Raw genomic sequence first — 15,831 nt, 5'->3', positions numbered from 1 at the left:
GGCTGTCCGGGGCGTTCTCTAGACTTCAGACATGGTCTTCTCTCTCACCTCGAGTCTGTCCGACGCCATCGGTCCGGCCGCCGCGAAGAAGATCGAGCGTGCCTTCGCAATGACCACGGTGGGGGATCTCCTCGGTCACTATCCACGCCGCTACGCCGATCCCGCAGAGCTCACTCCGATCCTTGACCTGCCCGTGGGTGAGACGGTGACGATCGTTGCAGAGGTGCTTTCCGCGACGGCACGTGGCATGCGAAACCGCCCCGGGGCAATGACCGATGTGATCATCGGGGATGGTAATGGTCGCGTGTCGTTGACGTTCTTCGCCAAGAATCTGAAACAGGCGGAGTGGCGGGCAGGCGAGATGCGTCGCGGGCGTCGTGGGGTGTTCTCCGGCAAAGTCGGAACGTACAACGACGTCACCCAGTTCGCGCACCCGCAATATGAACTCTTCGACGACGACGAGAGCGCGCAGGCACGTGCTGACGACAGAGCGCATCGACCGATCCCGATCTATCCGGCAACCTCTGCTGTCTCAAGCGGACAGTTTCGTGAACTCGTGGAGGCGGTGCTGCCAAAGCTCGGCGAGGTTCCTGACCCGCTCACGGATGAAGTGCGACGGCGCGAGCAACTGCTTGACGCCCGCACAGCGCTGGTGCAACTGCATCGTCCGCAGAATCTCAACGAAGTCGACCCGGCGGTGCGCACAGTGCGTATGCACGAGGCTCTCGTGCTGCAAACAGCGCTGCTGCAGCAGCGGGCTGCCGTTCGCGAGCTGAGCGCGACGAGCCGGGATGCGACACCCGGCGGATTGCTCGAGCGATTCGATGCGGCGCTGCCGTATACGCTCACACCCGATCAGCAGACTGTCGGCGAGCAGATCGCGGCAGATCTCACCGGCAGCTGGCCGATGAATCGGCTCGTCCAAGGAGAGGTCGGCTCGGGTAAGACCCTGGTCGCGCTGCGGGCGATGCTGCAGGTTGCCGAGACCGGTGGCCAGGCGGCGCTGATCGCGCCCACCGAAGTGCTGGCTTCCCAGCATCTGAGATCGATAACACGGATGCTGGGGCCACACCTGGCACCCGAGGTCATGCCGACGCTCCTGACGGGGCAGATGTCAGCACCGGAGCGCCGGAAAGCCGCGCTGCGCGTTGCGTCCGGGCAGTCGCTGATCGTGGTCGGAACTCACGCTCTGCTGGGGGATAAGACCACCTTCGCTGATCTGGGACTCGTCGTCGTCGATGAGCAGCACCGTTTCGGCGTCGAACAGCGCGAAGCACTGCGAGCCAAAGGATCGAGCCCGCACGCCCTCGTGCTCACCGCCACGCCTATTCCTCGCACCGTCGCGATGACTGTTTTCGGTGATCTGGACACCTCGGTGATCCGGACCATGCCTGCCGGGCGCGCCGGGATCGAGACATTCGTCGCCCCGTTGGCGGAGCATCCTGACTGGTTCCGTCGGGTCTGGGATCGGGCGGCTGAAGAGGTCGCACAAGGACGGCAGGTATTCGCCGTGTGCGCGGCGATCGATACGACCAAGAAGAGCAGCGGCGAAGAGGACGCGGCCGCGCTCGTCCCCACCGAAGAAGGCGCCACGGGGCCGCGCTGGGGAGTTGTGCAGTTGGACGAGGCGCTGGCGACCCACCCAACGGTCGGACAACTCAGGCGCGCGGTTCTGCACGGCAAGATGCCTGCCGATCAGAAGGATGCCGTGATGCAGGCGTTCGCCCGTGGCGAGATCGATGTTCTGATCGCGACGACGGTGATCGAGGTCGGTGTCGACGTTCCGAACGCCTCCACGATGATCGTGTTGGATGCTGACCGTTTCGGAGTCTCACAATTGCACCAGCTTCGCGGACGGGTCGGCCGTGGCGAGGTACCGGGATTGTGCCTGCTGGTGACCGAGGCCGAAGCCGGGTCGCTGGCCCGCGAGCGGGTTGAAGCCGTAGCTGCGACCCTCGATGGCTTCGCCCTGGCTGAAGTCGACCTCGAGCTGCGCGGAGAGGGCGATGTACTCGGTTCTACGCAGTCCGGCGTGCGCTCGTCGTTGCGCCTGCTGCGCGTGGTCAAAGATTCCCAGCTGATTGCCAGGGCCAGAGATCTCGCCGAGCAGATCCTCGAAACAGACCCGCAGCTCGCATCTCACACAGGACTGCGGGAGGTCATCGCGCAGCGCGTGACGGAGGACGATCGGGCGGCTCTGGCGAAGAACTAGATCGGCAACGTGCAATAGGCTGACCTCATGCGACGTACTGAGCGTTCGAAGGAGTCGAAGTGAGCAGCCGGATCGCCGTTGTCCCAGGTTCTTTTGACCCACCCACGCTTGGTCATCTTGATGTGATCAGACGAGCAGCGAAGCTCTATGACGAGCTGCACGTGCTGGTGGTGCACAACCCCGGCAAGCAGGCGATGCTGCCGCTTTCACAGCGAATGTCGCTGCTTGAGCAGTCCATCGCCGAAGAGGGGATGGGAGGCAACATCGTGGTGGATTCCTGGAGCATGGGTCTCCTGGTCGACTACGCCCGAAACGTCAATGCGGGCGTGCTGGTCAAGGGCATCCGCTCACAGATAGACGTCGCCTACGAATCTCCCATGGCCATCGTGAACCGACACCTCGCTGACATCGAAACAGTCTTCCTGCTGCCCGATCCCTCGCACGCGATGGTTTCGAGTTCCCTCGTGCGCCAGGTCGCGGCACTCGGTGGAGATGTGGCACCGTTCGTGCCGCGGGCGGTCGCTGCGTTCCTCGACACCGGCGCACGCGGACTGTGACCTGTCCGCGCGGGTAACAGTGCCGTTCCCGGCATCCGCCGGTAACATGAAAGTGTGAAGACCCGATTCAACGGCCCATTCGTGGTGCCGGTCCGAGACATCGTCCGACGACCAGGGGAGATGCGGGAGCATCAGTTCTCCTTTGCTCTGAAAGAGCAGTGGGGTGAGGGCATCGTCTCGTTCGAAGCCGGTACCGAGCTCGACATCGAGGTGCGCCTGGAGTCAGTGCACGAAGGCATTCTGGTAACCGGAAGCGTCGACGCTGAGTACACCGGCGTCTGCGGAAGATGCCTCATTGACATCACTGAGCCTGTCGAAGTCGAGTTCCAGGAGCTTTTCGCGTATCCTGGTGAAGAAGAAACTGACTTCGAGGTTCAAGACGACCACGTGGATCTTGAAACGCTAGTCAGGGAAGCGGCCGTTTTGGCTCTTCCATTTCAGCCGGTGTGTCAGCCGGATTGCCCGGGGCTCGACCCGAACACGGGTGAGAAGCTGACCGGAAGCGCCGGGGCGGAGAGTGACACTCCCATCGATCCTCGGTGGAGTGTGCTCCAAAAGATCACAGACCAGGGGAGCGCGGCAGACAGTCGTGCTCCTGAGAACACAGAAGAGAGTTAGCCATGGCAGGTAACCCCCCGAAGCGCAAGGTTTCCCGTTCGAACACCCGCTCGCGTCGCGCGCAGTGGAAGGCGGAGGCCCCGGCCCTCGTCAAGACCATCGAGAACGGCAAGGTCGTTTACAGCCGCCCGCACCAGGCGAAGGTCGTCACCGACTCGCAGGGCACGGAGCTGTTCATGGAGTACAAGGGCCGCAAGGTCGCAGACGTCTGAGTCGCGGTCTCACGATCGTGGCGGAGGTCCCCGGCGGGACTGCAGCTCTCGCAAAGAAGCTCAGGGTCGATATCGACCCTGAGCTGCTTGCGTTGGCGTTGACGCACCGCTCGTACGCGTATGAGCACGGTGGCATTCCGCACAACGAGCGTCTCGAGTTCCTCGGCGATTCCGTGTTGGGACAGGCGGTGACAGTGATGCTGTTCACCACCCATCCCGATATTGATGAGGGCCAGCTTGCCAAGCGGCGTGCGAGCGTCGTCTCGACGGTTGCGCTGGCTGAGGTCGCTCGTGGCATCGGATTGGGGCAGCACCTGCTGCTGGGACGCGGTGAAGAGCAGACTGGTGGCCGTGACAAGGACTCGATCCTTGCCGACACCATGGAAGCTGTTTTCGGCGCCACCTATCTGTGGGCGGGCCCGGAAACGGCAACCGAGCTTATTCTTCGGTTGACCGAGCCGTTGCTCGCCGATCCGGAGCGCTACGGCGCTGCAATGGATCCGAAGACGAGCCTGCAGGAACTGGCTGCTCGCATCGGCTCCACGCCGCCGCAGTACACGATCACCTCAAGTGGTCCCGACCACGATCGGCGCTTCACCGCGACGGTTCTCGTCGGTGCAGTTGCCATGACAGGCGAGGGCACCAGCAAGAAGACCGCTGAGATGGCGGCTGCCCTCAGCGCTTGGCGCTCCCTCAGCAAGAGTGCCTGAACTTCCTGAGGTCGAGGTTGTCCGCGCAGGCCTCGCCCCCGCCGTTATCGGCGCAACGATCACCAGTGTTGAGGTCTTCGACGAGCGTGCGCTGACCCGCCATACGGCCGGTGTCGTCGATTTCGTCGACCGCTTGGAAGGCGTATCGATCACTGCGGCATCGCGCCGTGGCAAATTTCTGTGGTTGCCGCTGGCAGATCCGGGATACGCGCTGACGGCGCACCTGGGGATGAGCGGTCAGATGCTGCTTCGGGTTCCGAATGCTCCAGCCGAGCGCCACGAACGGATCCGGATCGGTGTCGAGCATCCCTCGCACGGAAGACTGGCCGTCGTCTTCGCCGACCAACGTACCTTCGGCTCTCTCGCCGTGGACGCTCTTGTGCTCGACGGCTCCGATTCGGTGCCCATGCAGGTGCAGCACATCGCTCGTGACCCCTTGGATGCTGAGTTCGATGGCGCCGCGTTCATCGCCGCAGTGCGGCGCCGATCCAGCGCAATCAAGCGCATTCTGCTCGACCAGACCGTCATCAGTGGGATTGGCAACATCTACGCCGATGAGTCGCTCTGGGCGGCGCGCATCCATCCGGAAACCGACGGGCGCGCTCTTTCGGCGCAGGCTGTCCGCCGCCTGTTGAACGAGGCCCGACTGGTGCTGCATAAGGCGCTGGCAGAGGGCGGCACGAGCTTCGACGCACAGTACGTGAATGTCAACGGCGAGGCTGGCTACTTCGCGCATTCGCTGAATGCCTACGGTCGCGGGGGCCAGTCGTGCCCGCGCTGTGGTGGCGAGATCCGGCGTGCGGCGTTCATGAACCGCTCAAGTCACTATTGCCCGCGCTGCCAGCGACGTCGCAGAGTCGGTGGATGAGGGCATGAATCTGCAGTGGCTGAACGCCCCGGAGGCTGATGTCGCCGCGGCGATGGCTCGGCTTCGCAGGGAGGGCCGACCGAGCTGGGTGCCCACGGTGCGCCAGATGCTTGTTCACGTGAACCGCTGCCTGATGCTGTGGTATCTCTGCTTAGCCTGGTTCACCCTGGCGGTACGGATAGACACTCTCCAGGACAATCGGATCACAACCGCTGACGTGCGCGACATGGCGGTCGTCGTCATCGTTTTTCTCTTCTGGTGCGTCGGTGCCTTTTGGTTGAGTCGGTGGTCCAAACGGCCGCCGTCACCGCGTTCCCGCATAACGGAGTGGCGGCAGACGCTGACAGCCCTGGCCAACGGATTTGAGCCGCAGCCCACACGTCGTGCGCACTTTCGCTCCCTGATCACCGTGGGCAATGACGAGACGTTTTTCTACCCGAGGTTCGTGGCAGACGGGATCGAGTTCGGCAACCTGCGACGTGGGCGCGGTGGGGGCGACATTTGGCGCTATCTGGTCGTGAAGCTTCCGGTGCTGATGCCGCATCTCATCCTCGGTTCCGAAGCGGCAGGTGGAGTCTCGAAACGGCTGCCGGTGCGTGTGGATCCTGCACAGCGGCTCTCGCTGGAAGGCGACTTCGACAGGTTCTTCCAGGTTTTCGCGCCGGAACGCTACGAGCGTGACGCCTTGTTCGTGCTCCCGCCCGACGTGATGGCGGCGCTCATTGACCATGCGAGTTCGTTCAACATCGAGATCGTGGACGATTCAGTAGTCTTCTTCGCACCCGAAGCGGCAGACTACGCGAAACCACACGCTTGGCTCGCGATCGATGCAGCACTGCGTGGAACTGCGCCGCCCCTGGTTCGAACGGCGACCCGCTACCGTGACGAGAATGTGCCTGGCCAGGATGGATTGTCAGCGCTGGTAGCCTCGCGAACCGCGGTTGAGGCATCCGACCAATCGTGGACAGCGCCCAGACCGAGGATCGGATCGGCCGGTCAGCGGCTGAAGCTCAGCGATCGTCGCACGGGGTGGTCGGCCGTGCTCGGAGCGCTCGGCTGGTTCGCCATACTCGCATTTCTGTACGTGGTCCCGGGGCTGTTCCTGTTCGCCGCGGTCATGTCGATCGTCGACGGCCACTGACGCGGGGCCGCTCGGTCGCTCCCTGGCGATGCTGGCCGTCAGGCCGCGGCGAACGCCCGCGCCAACAACGGTGTTGTCACCCGTGCGCCGAGCCACACGAGTCCGATTCCGGCGGCGATAACCGCGGCGATCGTCAACAGCGACAACGGTGCGACGATGATCGAGATGCCGATCAAGGGGAGCATCATTGCGGCGGCGCACACGGCCGATCCGATCGCCGTCATCAGCAACGGCGACATCATCGACTGGCGGCGTGCAATATCGACGGTGCGCAACGGCATGCCGAGAAAGTGCAGACTCCGATGCAGATCACGCTGATCGAGGATGCTGGATGCCTGATTCACGCCGACGGAAACAGCTACCATCAGGAACGAGGCAGCGAGCGTGATGATGAGCCCGGTGCGAATGTCGACGGCGAGCATGAGATTGGCATCCGCCTCAGCACCGCTCATGGTGTCCATCAGTGAAACGCCCGTGCCGGCGAAGACCGCGACGAAACTCGTCATCGCCACGCCGCTAACCTGTCGCCACGCTGCCTTCGGAGACTCCAAGACATGACGGGCAGAAAGCAGTTGCTCGGGGCGCTGGGCACGGTTCAGGCGTCGGCGCGCCTGCAACTTCAGGACCCAGGGGCCGACGAGGTTGAGCACGGCGAGAACTGCGCCGAAGAGCGCAGCAACCACAAGAATCGTGACTGCCAGTCCCGCGACCTGGGGGAACACCTGGATCAGGGCGATGGCCACCGCGATCACTGCCACAGCGAACACCGCGCGAATCCAGTGAACTTTTGGCACGTCAGTGCGCATCCGCACGCCGAGCGGCGAGATGACGACGCGCCGCAGGCCGATCGCGGCGCTGACCGCGGAGAGCAGAACGACCCCGATGACGACCGCGAGGATGTGGATTGCTGGCAGCAACACTGATTCGATCCCCAGCGCTTCGCCACGGAAAGGAATCAGAGCCACCAGCGGGGCCAGAACGAAGTATCCGAGCAACCCGGCAACGGCACCGGCGAATGCCAACAACGTCGACTCGATCACCGTCGCTGCGACGACACCGGCAGGGGAGACTCCGAGGAGCCGAAGCGTCGAGAGCTTCTCATCCCTGCGCCGTGCCGAGAGCCGAGCTGCCGCACCGCCGAGTGTGAACAGCGGGACAACCAGCAGGACGACGGCGATTGCGGCGAGCGCTTGGTAAAGCCCTGCGTCAGGGTCAGTCCACGTCCAGAATGCCTGTGCGCCGCCGATGACCGTCAGGACGAGTGCGGTCACAACACCGAAGGCGATGATGGGGAGGGCGACGATGGCACGGTCTCCCGGCGAGGTTCGCAGTAACAGAGCGAGGACACGCGCGTTCATGCGGAGACACCGCTCTGGACGAAACGACCGTCACGCACGTGCAGGGTCTGTGAGCAGCGCGCGGCGACATCGGAATCATGTGTGACGACGAGCAGCGTCTTGCCCTGGCCGGTCGTCGACCAGAGCAGAGCATCCATCACCTCGGCGCCGGTCTGTGAATCCAATGCTCCCGTCGGTTCATCTGCGAAAACGAGCTCGGCGCCGGCCACCTGAGCGCGGGCGATCGCGACGCGCTGCGCCTGGCCGCCAGAGAGCTCGCCGATTCGGCTGTCCTCTTTTCCTGCCAGTCCGAGCGCGTGCAGCCACGAAGCGGCTTGGGTTGTGGCATCAGTTTTCTTCACGCCGTTGATCATGAGCGCGAGCGCCACGTTCTCGACGGCCGTCAGCTCCGGCATCAGCAAACCCTGCTGAAAGACGAAACCGAACTGCTCGCGCCGCAGACGTGAACGTACACTTTCGGACCCGCCGGTCACATCGATCGGTGCGCCGGATGCGGGCATGAAGCGCACGGCACCGGCATCCGGTGTGACGATGCCGGCAAGCACGTGCAAGAGCGTCGTCTTGCCGGATCCCGACGCTCCCATGATCGCGAGCGACTGGCCGCGCTGCACACGCAGGTCCACGCCGGCGAGGGCGGAGGTTGTCGCATAGCTCTTTGTGAGTCCGGAGGCTTCGAGGACGAAATCATTCATACCTCCAGCCTCGTCGCCGGTGCCCGTGCGGTCATCCATCTGCAGTCGTGTCAAACCGGCCGGGCGTACATCGCGAGGATGATCCTCGGCTGGCTGGCTGTCAGCAGGCAGGCCTCAGCCGAGTCGCTTCTGCCACCCTCCGGCATAGGAAGCAGGCACGAAGCCGATCGCCTCGTTGATGTCGAGCATCCGACGATTCTCTTCCGCGTTGAATGTCGAGACTTTGGGCGATTTCGGGGCCAGCTCCTTCCACCGCAGCAGGTTCGCACACTTCACGATCGTGCCCAGGCGTCGGCCCCGGTGCTCCTTCGCGACGAGCGTTCCCCACTGATGGGTGACGCTCGCGCGATCCGCGCCGACCAGCAGCTCGTTGAACGCCACCATGGCACCGGTCGGCTCATGAATCACCGCCGCGACCGACATCATCTGACCACCCGCGGCGAACTGCATGTCGCGGCGACTAACCTTCTCGTCATCCCAGATCTCTGCCTCCATGAGGAGGTCTCCGCTGGGCACATCAGTGGCCATACGAGCGATCATGCTTCCGTATCCGGCACGTAACTCGGCAGGCGTCGGCAGCGTCCAACTCGCGACGCGGTAATCTGCCCCAGCGATGGCTAAGGCCTCCCGAAGCCGGCGCTCAGCATCGATGAGCGGACCGTCGAGGGGGAGTACGCTGTTGCGCTCGACCTGCTCGAGTGCGTAGCCATTCGCTGTAAGCAGCGCGCTGAGCGGCGTGGATGCCACCTCACCCCAGCCGGTCGCTGGTGTCAGCATCCGCTCGTCCGGGGCCGCGGGATGCAGCGACCACGTCTGCAGTGCGGAACGTTCGAGTACCCGCGCTTCCTGCTCGACGCGCTCCAACAGCGATTGGCCGACGGCGCCCGCGAGCTCGTCGGGAAGAGCCATGAATCCGATCTCTGCGGAGGTCGTTCCCGCGGCGTTCGACGTTGTGATCTCGGCGGCGCCGACGATCTGACCGTCCCGCCGCGCGATGAAACCGCGCCGCGTGCGGTCGGTCTGGTCGAGCCACGAAGGCAGCAGCTGTTCGGGGGTGTCGTCCAGATCGTCGATGCCGCTGTCGAGTTGCGCCATCCGATTGCCGAGGTCGACCATCGCTCGAAACTCCGCAGCGTCGATCGTGTCGAGGGATGCCGGAATCACCAGGTCGGTGATTATGGGTGCGTTCACGTCAGATCTTTCTTCCAGGCGCCCTCATAGGCGAACGGTGCGAAGCCTAGGGCCTCGTTGATGTCAAGCATCGGGCGGTTCTCCTCGGCGTTGTAGGTGACCACGCGCGGGGACGCAGGGAACTTCTGGTGCCATCCGAGGAGACCGGCCGTCTTCACCAAGGCGCCGAGACGATGGCCGCGATGCCCCGCCAGCACGAGGGTGTCGTACTGATGGGTCACGCTGGACGCATCGCTGATACTCATCGCCAACTCGTTGAATGCGCACAGTTCGCCGGTGGCGATGTGCTGCGCGGCTGTGACCTGGATCGTGAAGCCCTTCGCGGTTTGTCGCGCATCGAGTTCTGCCACCCGTGCGGCATCCCAGATCTCCTCGGGCATTCCGAGATCGGCGTCTGGGGCGTCGGTCGACATTCGGGACTTCATCCACGCGTAGCCGTCAACATACTCGGCAGGCGTTGGCGACAGCCACTGCACGACGCGGTAGTCCTGCGCGTGCTCTTGGGCTGCGGCCCGCGCGCGCTCGAGTCCGTGAACGGTGTCAGCATCCCAGGTCAGAGCGCTGGCGCGTTCGACCTGACCGAGCGCAAACCCGCGGCGCTCGAGGAAATGTGCGACGTTGTCGCGGGGCACAGATCCGAAGCCGGTTGGCGAGCAGATCACATCGGTGTCGTCGCCGTGGTGCTCCACCCAGCACAGGAGCTTGCGAACCCCGGCTTCTCGAAGTTCCGATTCGAGGTGAGCGAGCGCCGCAGTGCCGAGGCCCTGGCCCCCGTGCTTCTGAAGCAGAGCGATGACAACGATGGCGGATTCGCCATCGGCATCCTGCAGGATGTCTGCCGCGATGCATCCGATCATCGAGCCGTCCTGCTCGATGTACCACTGACGCCTGCGCGAAGCGCGCGTCGAGTACAGCACGGGCAGTAACGACTCGACTGGCAAAACATCATCATCGCGTCCGCTCGTCTCGAGAATCGACGCATTGCGCACGTCCGCGTACTGGCGGATCAGCGGGGTGGGTGCTGCACCCGCCTCCGGAAGAGGAAGCGGGTGCAGCGTCGCGGCGTGGGTGAGGGTGATTGCCATGATTGATCCTTTCGATCAACGCTGAACGCGGTGCAGGTCGTACATGACCACGGCCAGCGCCTCACGCTCGACGGTGCGGCGTGTTTCGAGCATGAGCATTACTTGCTCACGGCTCATAGCTGGCTTCGACGGCCGGTTCGGGCGCCGGGCACGGACTAGCAGCCACAGGCCGATACGCAATGACAGCCGATCGCGCAGAGCGAGTTCGTGCCGGTTGCTGGGAACGGTGATCTCGAGGATCTCCTGGTCCTCGGTACATGGCGGGTGGGCGGTGCTGCGAAGCAGCGTGCGAGTACTCACGGTGTTGCTCGTTTCGTGTAGAGATGGGTGCAGAGTCCGATGATCGGATGCAGAGGCCTGTGCGCTCGAAAGATGAGACGCGGCCAGAAGGGGTGCAGAGGGTCGAAGAGAGACGACCGATGCGGAGGCGGCGTAGACCGGCAGAGAAGGCCCACTACGGGCCAGGAATCTCAGATGGCGGTGCTACGACAGCGTGCTGGGACGGATGCCGAAGTACGAGGACGCCAGATTCTCCGCACGATCCGCGGCAGTGCCTGCGGTGTGAGCGATGAGAGTTGAAGTAATCATGAGCGTCCTCCTTTCGTGAGCGATCCGGTTTGTCAATTTAGTGGGCAGGCACAGCGTACGTCAAGCAATTGCCGTCTTTACGGCGTGTCGCGGTCGTCGCGGATCCGGAGTCGCGCCGCGCGGGATGCTGGATTCCGGGGCGGCTTCGGATAATCTTCAGGCGTGATTCTTCCCGAACGAGTGGTGCTCGTATGCATCTGAAGAGCCTGACGCTTAAGGGCTTTAAGTCGTTCGCACAGCCGACCAGTTTCGTGTTCGAACCCGGCGTTACCTGCATCGTCGGACCGAACGGATCCGGCAAATCGAACGTCGTCGACGCCCTGGCCTGGGTGATGGGTGAGCAGGGCGCCAAGACGCTGCGCGGCGGCAAGATGGAAGACGTCATCTTCGCCGGAACATCCACGCGTGGTCCTCTGGGCCGTGCCGAAGTGCAGCTCACCATCGACAACAGTGACGGCGCTCTGCCGATCGAATTCGCCGAGGTGACGATCAGCCGCACGCTGTTCCGCAACGGCTCCAGTGAGTACGCGATCAACGGCTCAAGCTGCCGGCTGCTCGACGTGCAGGAGTTGCTCAGCGACTCCGGTCTCGGTCGAGAGATGCACGTCATCGTCGGGCAGGGACGTCTGGACACCGTGCTGCAGGCATCGCCGGAGGATCGTCGCGGGTTCATCGAAGAAGCCGCCGGCATCCTCAAGCACCGCCGACGCAAGGAGAAGACCCTCCGCAAACTCGACGCCATGGAGGCCAATCTCACCCGGCTCAGTGATCTCGCCGGCGAGATCCGGCGCCAGCTCAAGCCGCTCGGCCGGCAGGCCGAGATCGCCCGCGAAGCACAATCGATCGCCGCCATGGTCCGTGACGCGAAGGCGCGCATCTTCGCCGATGACGTCGTCGCGCTGCGAACCGCGCTGGCTGACCATACGCACACCGAGCAGGAGCGGCACACGGAGCGGCTGGTGCTGACAGATCAGGCCGATACTGTTCGTGCCGGCATCGCTCGGCTCGAAGCTACTCAGAACTCGGCCGGTGTCGACGAGGCGCGGCGCATCACTTTCGGCCTTGAACAAGCACAGGAGCGGATGCGGTCGCTCTACACGCTGGCCAACCAACGGCTCGCGCTGCTGGGGTCGGACGCGGACGACGCTGCCGTCACCGCAGTGACGGTGACACAGGCGATGATCGACGAGGCCAAGGATGAGATCACGGCGATATCGGCCGGTCTCGGTGACGCTCAGGATGGTGCGGCAAGCGCTAGTCGCGAGGTCATCAACGCGAGGGCAGAACTCGACACCCTCGATGTGGACATCGCCGAGCAGAGCGCACTGGTCTCCGAGCATGACATGCGCATCACTGCGTTGCGCGGCACGGCAGAGGCGGCGGCATCCGCGCTGGCTGCCGTTCGTGGCGCTGTGCTGCGCCAGGAGAACGCGCTCGAAGCGGCTCATGAACGACGCCGTGAGGCGGCCGATGCGCTTGAACAGATCGATGAAGCGGAAGCCCCAGTAGGAACCGCGGCTGAGCATGCCACGGCCTATGAGACTGCGCAGCGGGAAGCGACTGCCGCCGAGACCGAGCGGGAAGCGCTGCGGGAGAAGCTGCACTCAGCTGAGCGCGAGGCGGAGTCACTGACGGCGAAGGCATCGGCACTGAGCAGCGCCCTGTCGCTTTCGGGCGGTGCGGCCGAGGTGGTGAAATCCGGCGCTGCGGGCGTGCGGGGACTGGTCGGCGATTCCGTACAGGTGACGGCAGGATTTGAAGCTGCGATAGCCGCGGTTCTCGGACCGCTTGCCGAGGGCGTGCTGGTCGACGACTCGGCGGCAGCATTCGCGCTGGCAGCAGAAGCTGTTGAGCAGAAACTCGGTGTCGTAGATTTCGTTGCCGCTGAAGCTGTGGCGTCTGAGGCCGTGCTGCCGGAGGTTGCCGGCGTGACGGCGGCGACGTCGGTCGTCACTGCCCCGGCTGGTGTGCTGGCGGTGCTCTCTCATGTACTGGTGGCTGACGATCTTGACGCAGCCCGCCGCGCGCGAGCGGCACTGGACGCGCTCGTAAACACGACCGTCACCATCGTCACAACCGGCGGTGATGTCATCACCGCACAGACGCTGCGAACCGGATCGGGCGGGGAACGCTCGCGCTTGGAGCTTGCCGCGGAACGGGATGCGGCGCAGGACCGGCTCGCCGAGGTCCGCGTGATCGTCGACTCACTGCGCACGGCGCGGGAGGATGCCTCGGAGCGGGTGGAGACCACGCGTCGTCAGGCGAAGGATTCGTTGCGGGCGCTGCGTGAGCACGATGCGGCGCTCGCGACGCACGCGGAGCAGGTCAACAGAGTCACCGTTCGTCATGAGTCGGCTGTTGCGGAGTGCGAGCGGCTTGAGGCCGGGCTCGCGCAGGCGCAGGCAGCCGTCGCGGATGCCGAGGCCGGAGCGGCTTCAACGACGGCTGAGTTGGCAGCGGCTGAGGCGACGCCGAGGCCGGTGCTGGATGCCTCGGCCCGAGACGGCCTGCTCGAAGCGCTGGAGAGCGCCCGTGAAGACGAAGTGCGTGCGCGGTTGGAGATCGAGACACTGCGTGAGCGTGTGCGTGCAGCTCAGGCCAGGGCCGCGAGCCTGGAGCGCCAGCGGGAGCAGGAACGGGATGCTGCGGCGGAAGCTGCGCGGCGTGCCGTGATCCGGCGGGCGCAGCGCGAAGCGGCGACCGCTGTGGCTGATGAACTGCCGCGGGTTCTGGATTCGATCGACCGTTCGGTGACGGAAGCGCGCATCAGCCTGAGCGAGGCAGAGAGCACTCGATCAGCGCAGAACGAGGAGTTGACGGCGTTCCGTGCACAGGAGACTTCGCTTCGCGAGCGGCTTGCCGGGCTCACCGAGAGCGTGCACGGGTTGGAGCTGCAGATCCATGAGAAAAAGCTGCATCTGACCAGTCTGCTGGAGCGCGTGGCATCCGAACTCGCGCTCGACGAAGATATTCTCGTTGCGGAATATGGGCCGGATCAGCCGGTGCCGCGCGACCCGCTGGCAGAGCCGGAAACCGCCGAGGAAGACGGCGCGGATTCCACCGCTATCCCGTATGACCGACGCATCCAAGAACGCCGTCTCTCCGAAGCTCAGCGAAAGCTCAACCAACTCGGTCGGGTGAACCCGCTGGCGTTGGAGGAGTTCGCCGCGCTCGAGCAGCGCCATGCGTTCTTGACGGAACAGCTCGCCGACCTCACCCAGACCCGTCAGGATCTGTTGACGATCATCACTGATCTCGACGAACGGATGCAGACGATATTCGCGAGTGCGTTCGAGGATACTCAGCGCGCCTTCGGCGAGGTCTTCCCCCTGCTGTTCCCTGGCGGTTCGGGAAGCATCTCCCTGACTGATCCGGACAACATGCTCACCACGGGCATCGAGGTCTCGGTACGGCCTGTTGGTAAGAAGATCGAGCGGTTGTCCCTGCTTTCTGGTGGTGAACGGTCACTTGCCGCTGTCGCGCTGCTGGTGGCGATCTTCAAGGCCAGGCCGAGCCCGTTCTACATCTTGGACGAGGTCGAGGCCGCGTTGGATGACGCCAACCTCGGTCGTCTACTCACCGTGTTCGAGCAGCTGAGGGAAAGTTCGCAGTTGCTGGTGATCACGCACCAGAAGCGCACGATGGAGATCGCCGATGCCCTGTACGGCGTATCCATGCGCCAGGACGGCGTCTCGGCGGTTGTCGGCCAGCGCGTGGGAGACCGCGCCGCTGCCGCAAGCTGAGCGAAGAGCATCCGCAGACCGGCCCAAATCCCAGACGACCAAACTCGCCTGCGGCGTGTCCGGCCGACCGGCACGTGCGACACGCCGCCGCGACCCTCGAGCGTCTGGGAATCGGGACGGGTCAGTGTGAGAGTGCGCTGGTGAATTCCGCCACATGCGCGGCGAACTCCGGGAGATCCTGCGGCCGGTGCTGTGCGCCGACCAAGATCTGATGGCGGGCGCCATGAGCGGCGAGAACGTGGGCGATCGCTTCGTACTCATCGTTCCACCCGCCGGTGATGACGAGAGTCGGGATGCCGGTGAGCAGGTGTGGCCGGACAGCGTGGCCCCAGGGCACGTTCGTCTGCGCCCAATACTCGGCGAGTGGACGTTCCTCGTCCCAGGCATCCTCGTCGAAGGTGCCTCCGAACATCAGCGGACGCAAGATTGCCCAGCATCCGCGGAGGTTGCCGTCCGCGGCCTGCGCGCGTGCCTCGGTCACAGCGGAGATATGCCGCTCGACTGGTGGCTCTCCACGCACGATGTCGTAGAGCGCAGGCTCCACGAGGACGAGTCCTGCGACGTCGAGAGCTCCTGAAGCTGCAGCGAGGACGGTGGGCACCGCGCCGATCGAGTGCGCGAAGAAGAACGAGCGCCGGTCGGCACGTGTTCGAAGGATGACCCCGACCTGCTCCTGGACGGAAGATCCCGCATCGAAACTGAGGAACTCGCCGTGCTCATGGCCCAACGTCGGCCACGCGGCTGTCCCACGACGTCCCGCACCGTGGACATACAGAGCATCGAACGTCATGGTCGAGAGCATATTCCGTGCCTTATCCCAGATGGCTCGCGGTGCCCACGGCGTGTCCGGCCGACC

The 15,831-nt window shown here is 64.4% G+C and carries 14 protein-coding genes; 8 read left to right on the top strand and 6 right to left on the bottom strand.

Features of this window, described 5'->3' with window-relative positions:
- Positions 1 to 31 precede the first annotated feature (31 nt).
- The 7 genes from ACSS7Z_RS10835 to ACSS7Z_RS10805 all read left to right on the top strand — a co-directional run bounded on the left by ACSS7Z_RS10835 (position 32) and on the right by ACSS7Z_RS10805 (position 6,318).
- On the top strand, positions 32 to 2,212 hold the full coding sequence (locus tag ACSS7Z_RS10835) for an ATP-dependent DNA helicase RecG (protein ID WP_438254705.1): 2,181 nt from the start codon (positions 32 to 34) through the stop codon (positions 2,210 to 2,212).
- Positions 2,213 to 2,271: 59 nt separating this feature from the next.
- The gene (coaD, locus tag ACSS7Z_RS10830) at positions 2,272 to 2,769 is read left to right on the top strand and encodes a pantetheine-phosphate adenylyltransferase (RefSeq protein WP_438254703.1); all 498 of its coding nucleotides are present in this window, start codon (positions 2,272 to 2,274) and stop codon (positions 2,767 to 2,769) included.
- Positions 2,770 to 2,889: 120 nt separating this feature from the next.
- The gene (locus ACSS7Z_RS10825; protein WP_438254865.1) at positions 2,890 to 3,387 is read left to right on the top strand and encodes a YceD family protein; all 498 of its coding nucleotides are present in this window, start codon (positions 2,890 to 2,892) and stop codon (positions 3,385 to 3,387) included.
- 2 nt (positions 3,388 to 3,389) lie between these two features.
- Positions 3,390 to 3,599 (top strand): 50S ribosomal protein L32, encoded by a 210-nt coding sequence (rpmF, locus tag ACSS7Z_RS10820; protein ID WP_438254702.1) that lies wholly within the window; start codon positions 3,390 to 3,392, stop codon positions 3,597 to 3,599.
- A 17-nt stretch (positions 3,600 to 3,616) separates the two neighbouring features.
- Positions 3,617 to 4,309, top strand: a complete 693-nt coding sequence (gene rnc / locus ACSS7Z_RS10815) for a ribonuclease III (protein ID WP_438254700.1) — start codon at positions 3,617 to 3,619, stop codon at positions 4,307 to 4,309.
- Positions 4,302 to 5,177 carry a bifunctional DNA-formamidopyrimidine glycosylase/DNA-(apurinic or apyrimidinic site) lyase gene (gene mutM / locus ACSS7Z_RS10810; protein ID WP_438254698.1) on the top strand — a complete coding sequence of 292 codons (876 nt, stop codon included), beginning with the start codon at positions 4,302 to 4,304 and terminating at the stop codon, positions 5,175 to 5,177. Before rnc ends, mutM begins: the two co-directional genes overlap by 8 nt.
- Positions 5,178 to 5,181: 4 nt before the next feature.
- Positions 5,182 to 6,318 (top strand): hypothetical protein, encoded by a 1,137-nt coding sequence (locus ACSS7Z_RS10805; RefSeq protein ID WP_438254697.1) that lies wholly within the window; start codon positions 5,182 to 5,184, stop codon positions 6,316 to 6,318.
- Positions 6,319 to 6,356: 38 nt separating this feature from the next.
- On the opposite strand, the gene ACSS7Z_RS10800 is transcribed toward ACSS7Z_RS10805, so the two are convergent.
- From ACSS7Z_RS10800 to ACSS7Z_RS10780, 5 genes are all read right to left on the bottom strand, one after another.
- Positions 6,357 to 7,676: an ABC transporter permease family protein gene (locus ACSS7Z_RS10800; protein ID WP_438254696.1), complete on the bottom strand. Its 1,320-nt coding sequence runs from the start codon at positions 7,674 to 7,676 to the stop codon at positions 6,357 to 6,359.
- Positions 7,673 to 8,368, bottom strand: a complete 696-nt coding sequence (locus tag ACSS7Z_RS10795) for an ABC transporter ATP-binding protein (protein ID WP_438254694.1) — start codon at positions 8,366 to 8,368, stop codon at positions 7,673 to 7,675. The genes ACSS7Z_RS10800 and ACSS7Z_RS10795 overlap by 4 nt, the downstream gene beginning before the upstream one ends.
- Before the next feature lie 114 nt (positions 8,369 to 8,482).
- Positions 8,483 to 9,559 carry a GNAT family N-acetyltransferase gene (locus tag ACSS7Z_RS10790; protein ID WP_438254693.1) on the bottom strand — a complete coding sequence of 359 codons (1,077 nt, stop codon included), beginning with the start codon at positions 9,557 to 9,559 and terminating at the stop codon, positions 8,483 to 8,485.
- Complete coding sequence (locus ACSS7Z_RS10785; protein WP_438254691.1) at positions 9,556 to 10,644, bottom strand: GNAT family N-acetyltransferase; 1,089 nt, start codon at positions 10,642 to 10,644, stop codon at positions 9,556 to 9,558. Before ACSS7Z_RS10785 ends, ACSS7Z_RS10790 begins: the two co-directional genes overlap by 4 nt.
- 15 nt (positions 10,645 to 10,659) lie before the next feature.
- Positions 10,660 to 10,944 carry a hypothetical protein gene (locus tag ACSS7Z_RS10780; RefSeq protein WP_438254689.1) on the bottom strand — a complete coding sequence of 95 codons (285 nt, stop codon included), beginning with the start codon at positions 10,942 to 10,944 and terminating at the stop codon, positions 10,660 to 10,662.
- 479 nt (positions 10,945 to 11,423) lie between these two features.
- Here ACSS7Z_RS10780 and smc point away from each other — a divergent pair, with 479 nt between their 5' ends.
- The gene (smc, locus tag ACSS7Z_RS10775) at positions 11,424 to 14,975 is read left to right on the top strand and encodes a chromosome segregation protein SMC (RefSeq protein ID WP_438254688.1); all 3,552 of its coding nucleotides are present in this window, start codon (positions 11,424 to 11,426) and stop codon (positions 14,973 to 14,975) included.
- Positions 14,976 to 15,096: 121 nt separating this feature from the next.
- Here the strand turns inward: smc and ACSS7Z_RS10770 are convergent, their stop codons facing one another.
- Positions 15,097 to 15,765, bottom strand: a complete 669-nt coding sequence (locus ACSS7Z_RS10770; protein ID WP_438254686.1) for a hypothetical protein — start codon at positions 15,763 to 15,765, stop codon at positions 15,097 to 15,099.
- Between the last annotated feature and the right edge of the window lie 66 nt (positions 15,766 to 15,831).

Source organism: Microbacterium wangyouchuni (assembly GCF_051546305.1).
Classification (GTDB): domain Bacteria; phylum Actinomycetota; class Actinomycetes; order Actinomycetales; family Microbacteriaceae; genus Microbacterium.
Note: the sequence above shows the minus strand (reverse complement) of the source record. Positions and strands in the feature narration are given on the sequence as shown.

Excerpts from the sequence above, each read along its gene's own strand:
- ACSS7Z_RS10835 (WP_438254705.1), top strand. The coding sequence starts at position 32 with ATGGTCTTCTCTCTCACCTCGAGTCTGTCCGACGCCATCGGTCCGGCC.
- ACSS7Z_RS10825 (WP_438254865.1), top strand. The coding sequence starts at position 2,890 with ATGCGGGAGCATCAGTTCTCCTTTGCTCTGAAAGAGCAGTGGGGTGAG.
- rpmF (WP_438254702.1), top strand. The coding sequence starts at position 3,390 with ATGGCAGGTAACCCCCCGAAGCGCAAGGTTTCCCGTTCGAACACCCGC.
- ACSS7Z_RS10805 (WP_438254697.1), top strand. The coding sequence starts at position 5,182 with ATGAATCTGCAGTGGCTGAACGCCCCGGAGGCTGATGTCGCCGCGGCG.
- ACSS7Z_RS10800 (WP_438254696.1), bottom strand. The coding sequence starts at position 7,676 with ATGAACGCGCGTGTCCTCGCTCTGTTACTGCGAACCTCGCCGGGAGAC.
- ACSS7Z_RS10795 (WP_438254694.1), bottom strand. The coding sequence starts at position 8,368 with ATGAATGATTTCGTCCTCGAAGCCTCCGGACTCACAAAGAGCTATGCG.
- ACSS7Z_RS10785 (WP_438254691.1), bottom strand. The coding sequence starts at position 10,644 with ATGGCAATCACCCTCACCCACGCCGCGACGCTGCACCCGCTTCCTCTT.
- smc (WP_438254688.1), top strand. The coding sequence starts at position 11,424 with ATGCATCTGAAGAGCCTGACGCTTAAGGGCTTTAAGTCGTTCGCACAG.
- ACSS7Z_RS10770 (WP_438254686.1), bottom strand. The coding sequence starts at position 15,765 with ATGACGTTCGATGCTCTGTATGTCCACGGTGCGGGACGTCGTGGGACA.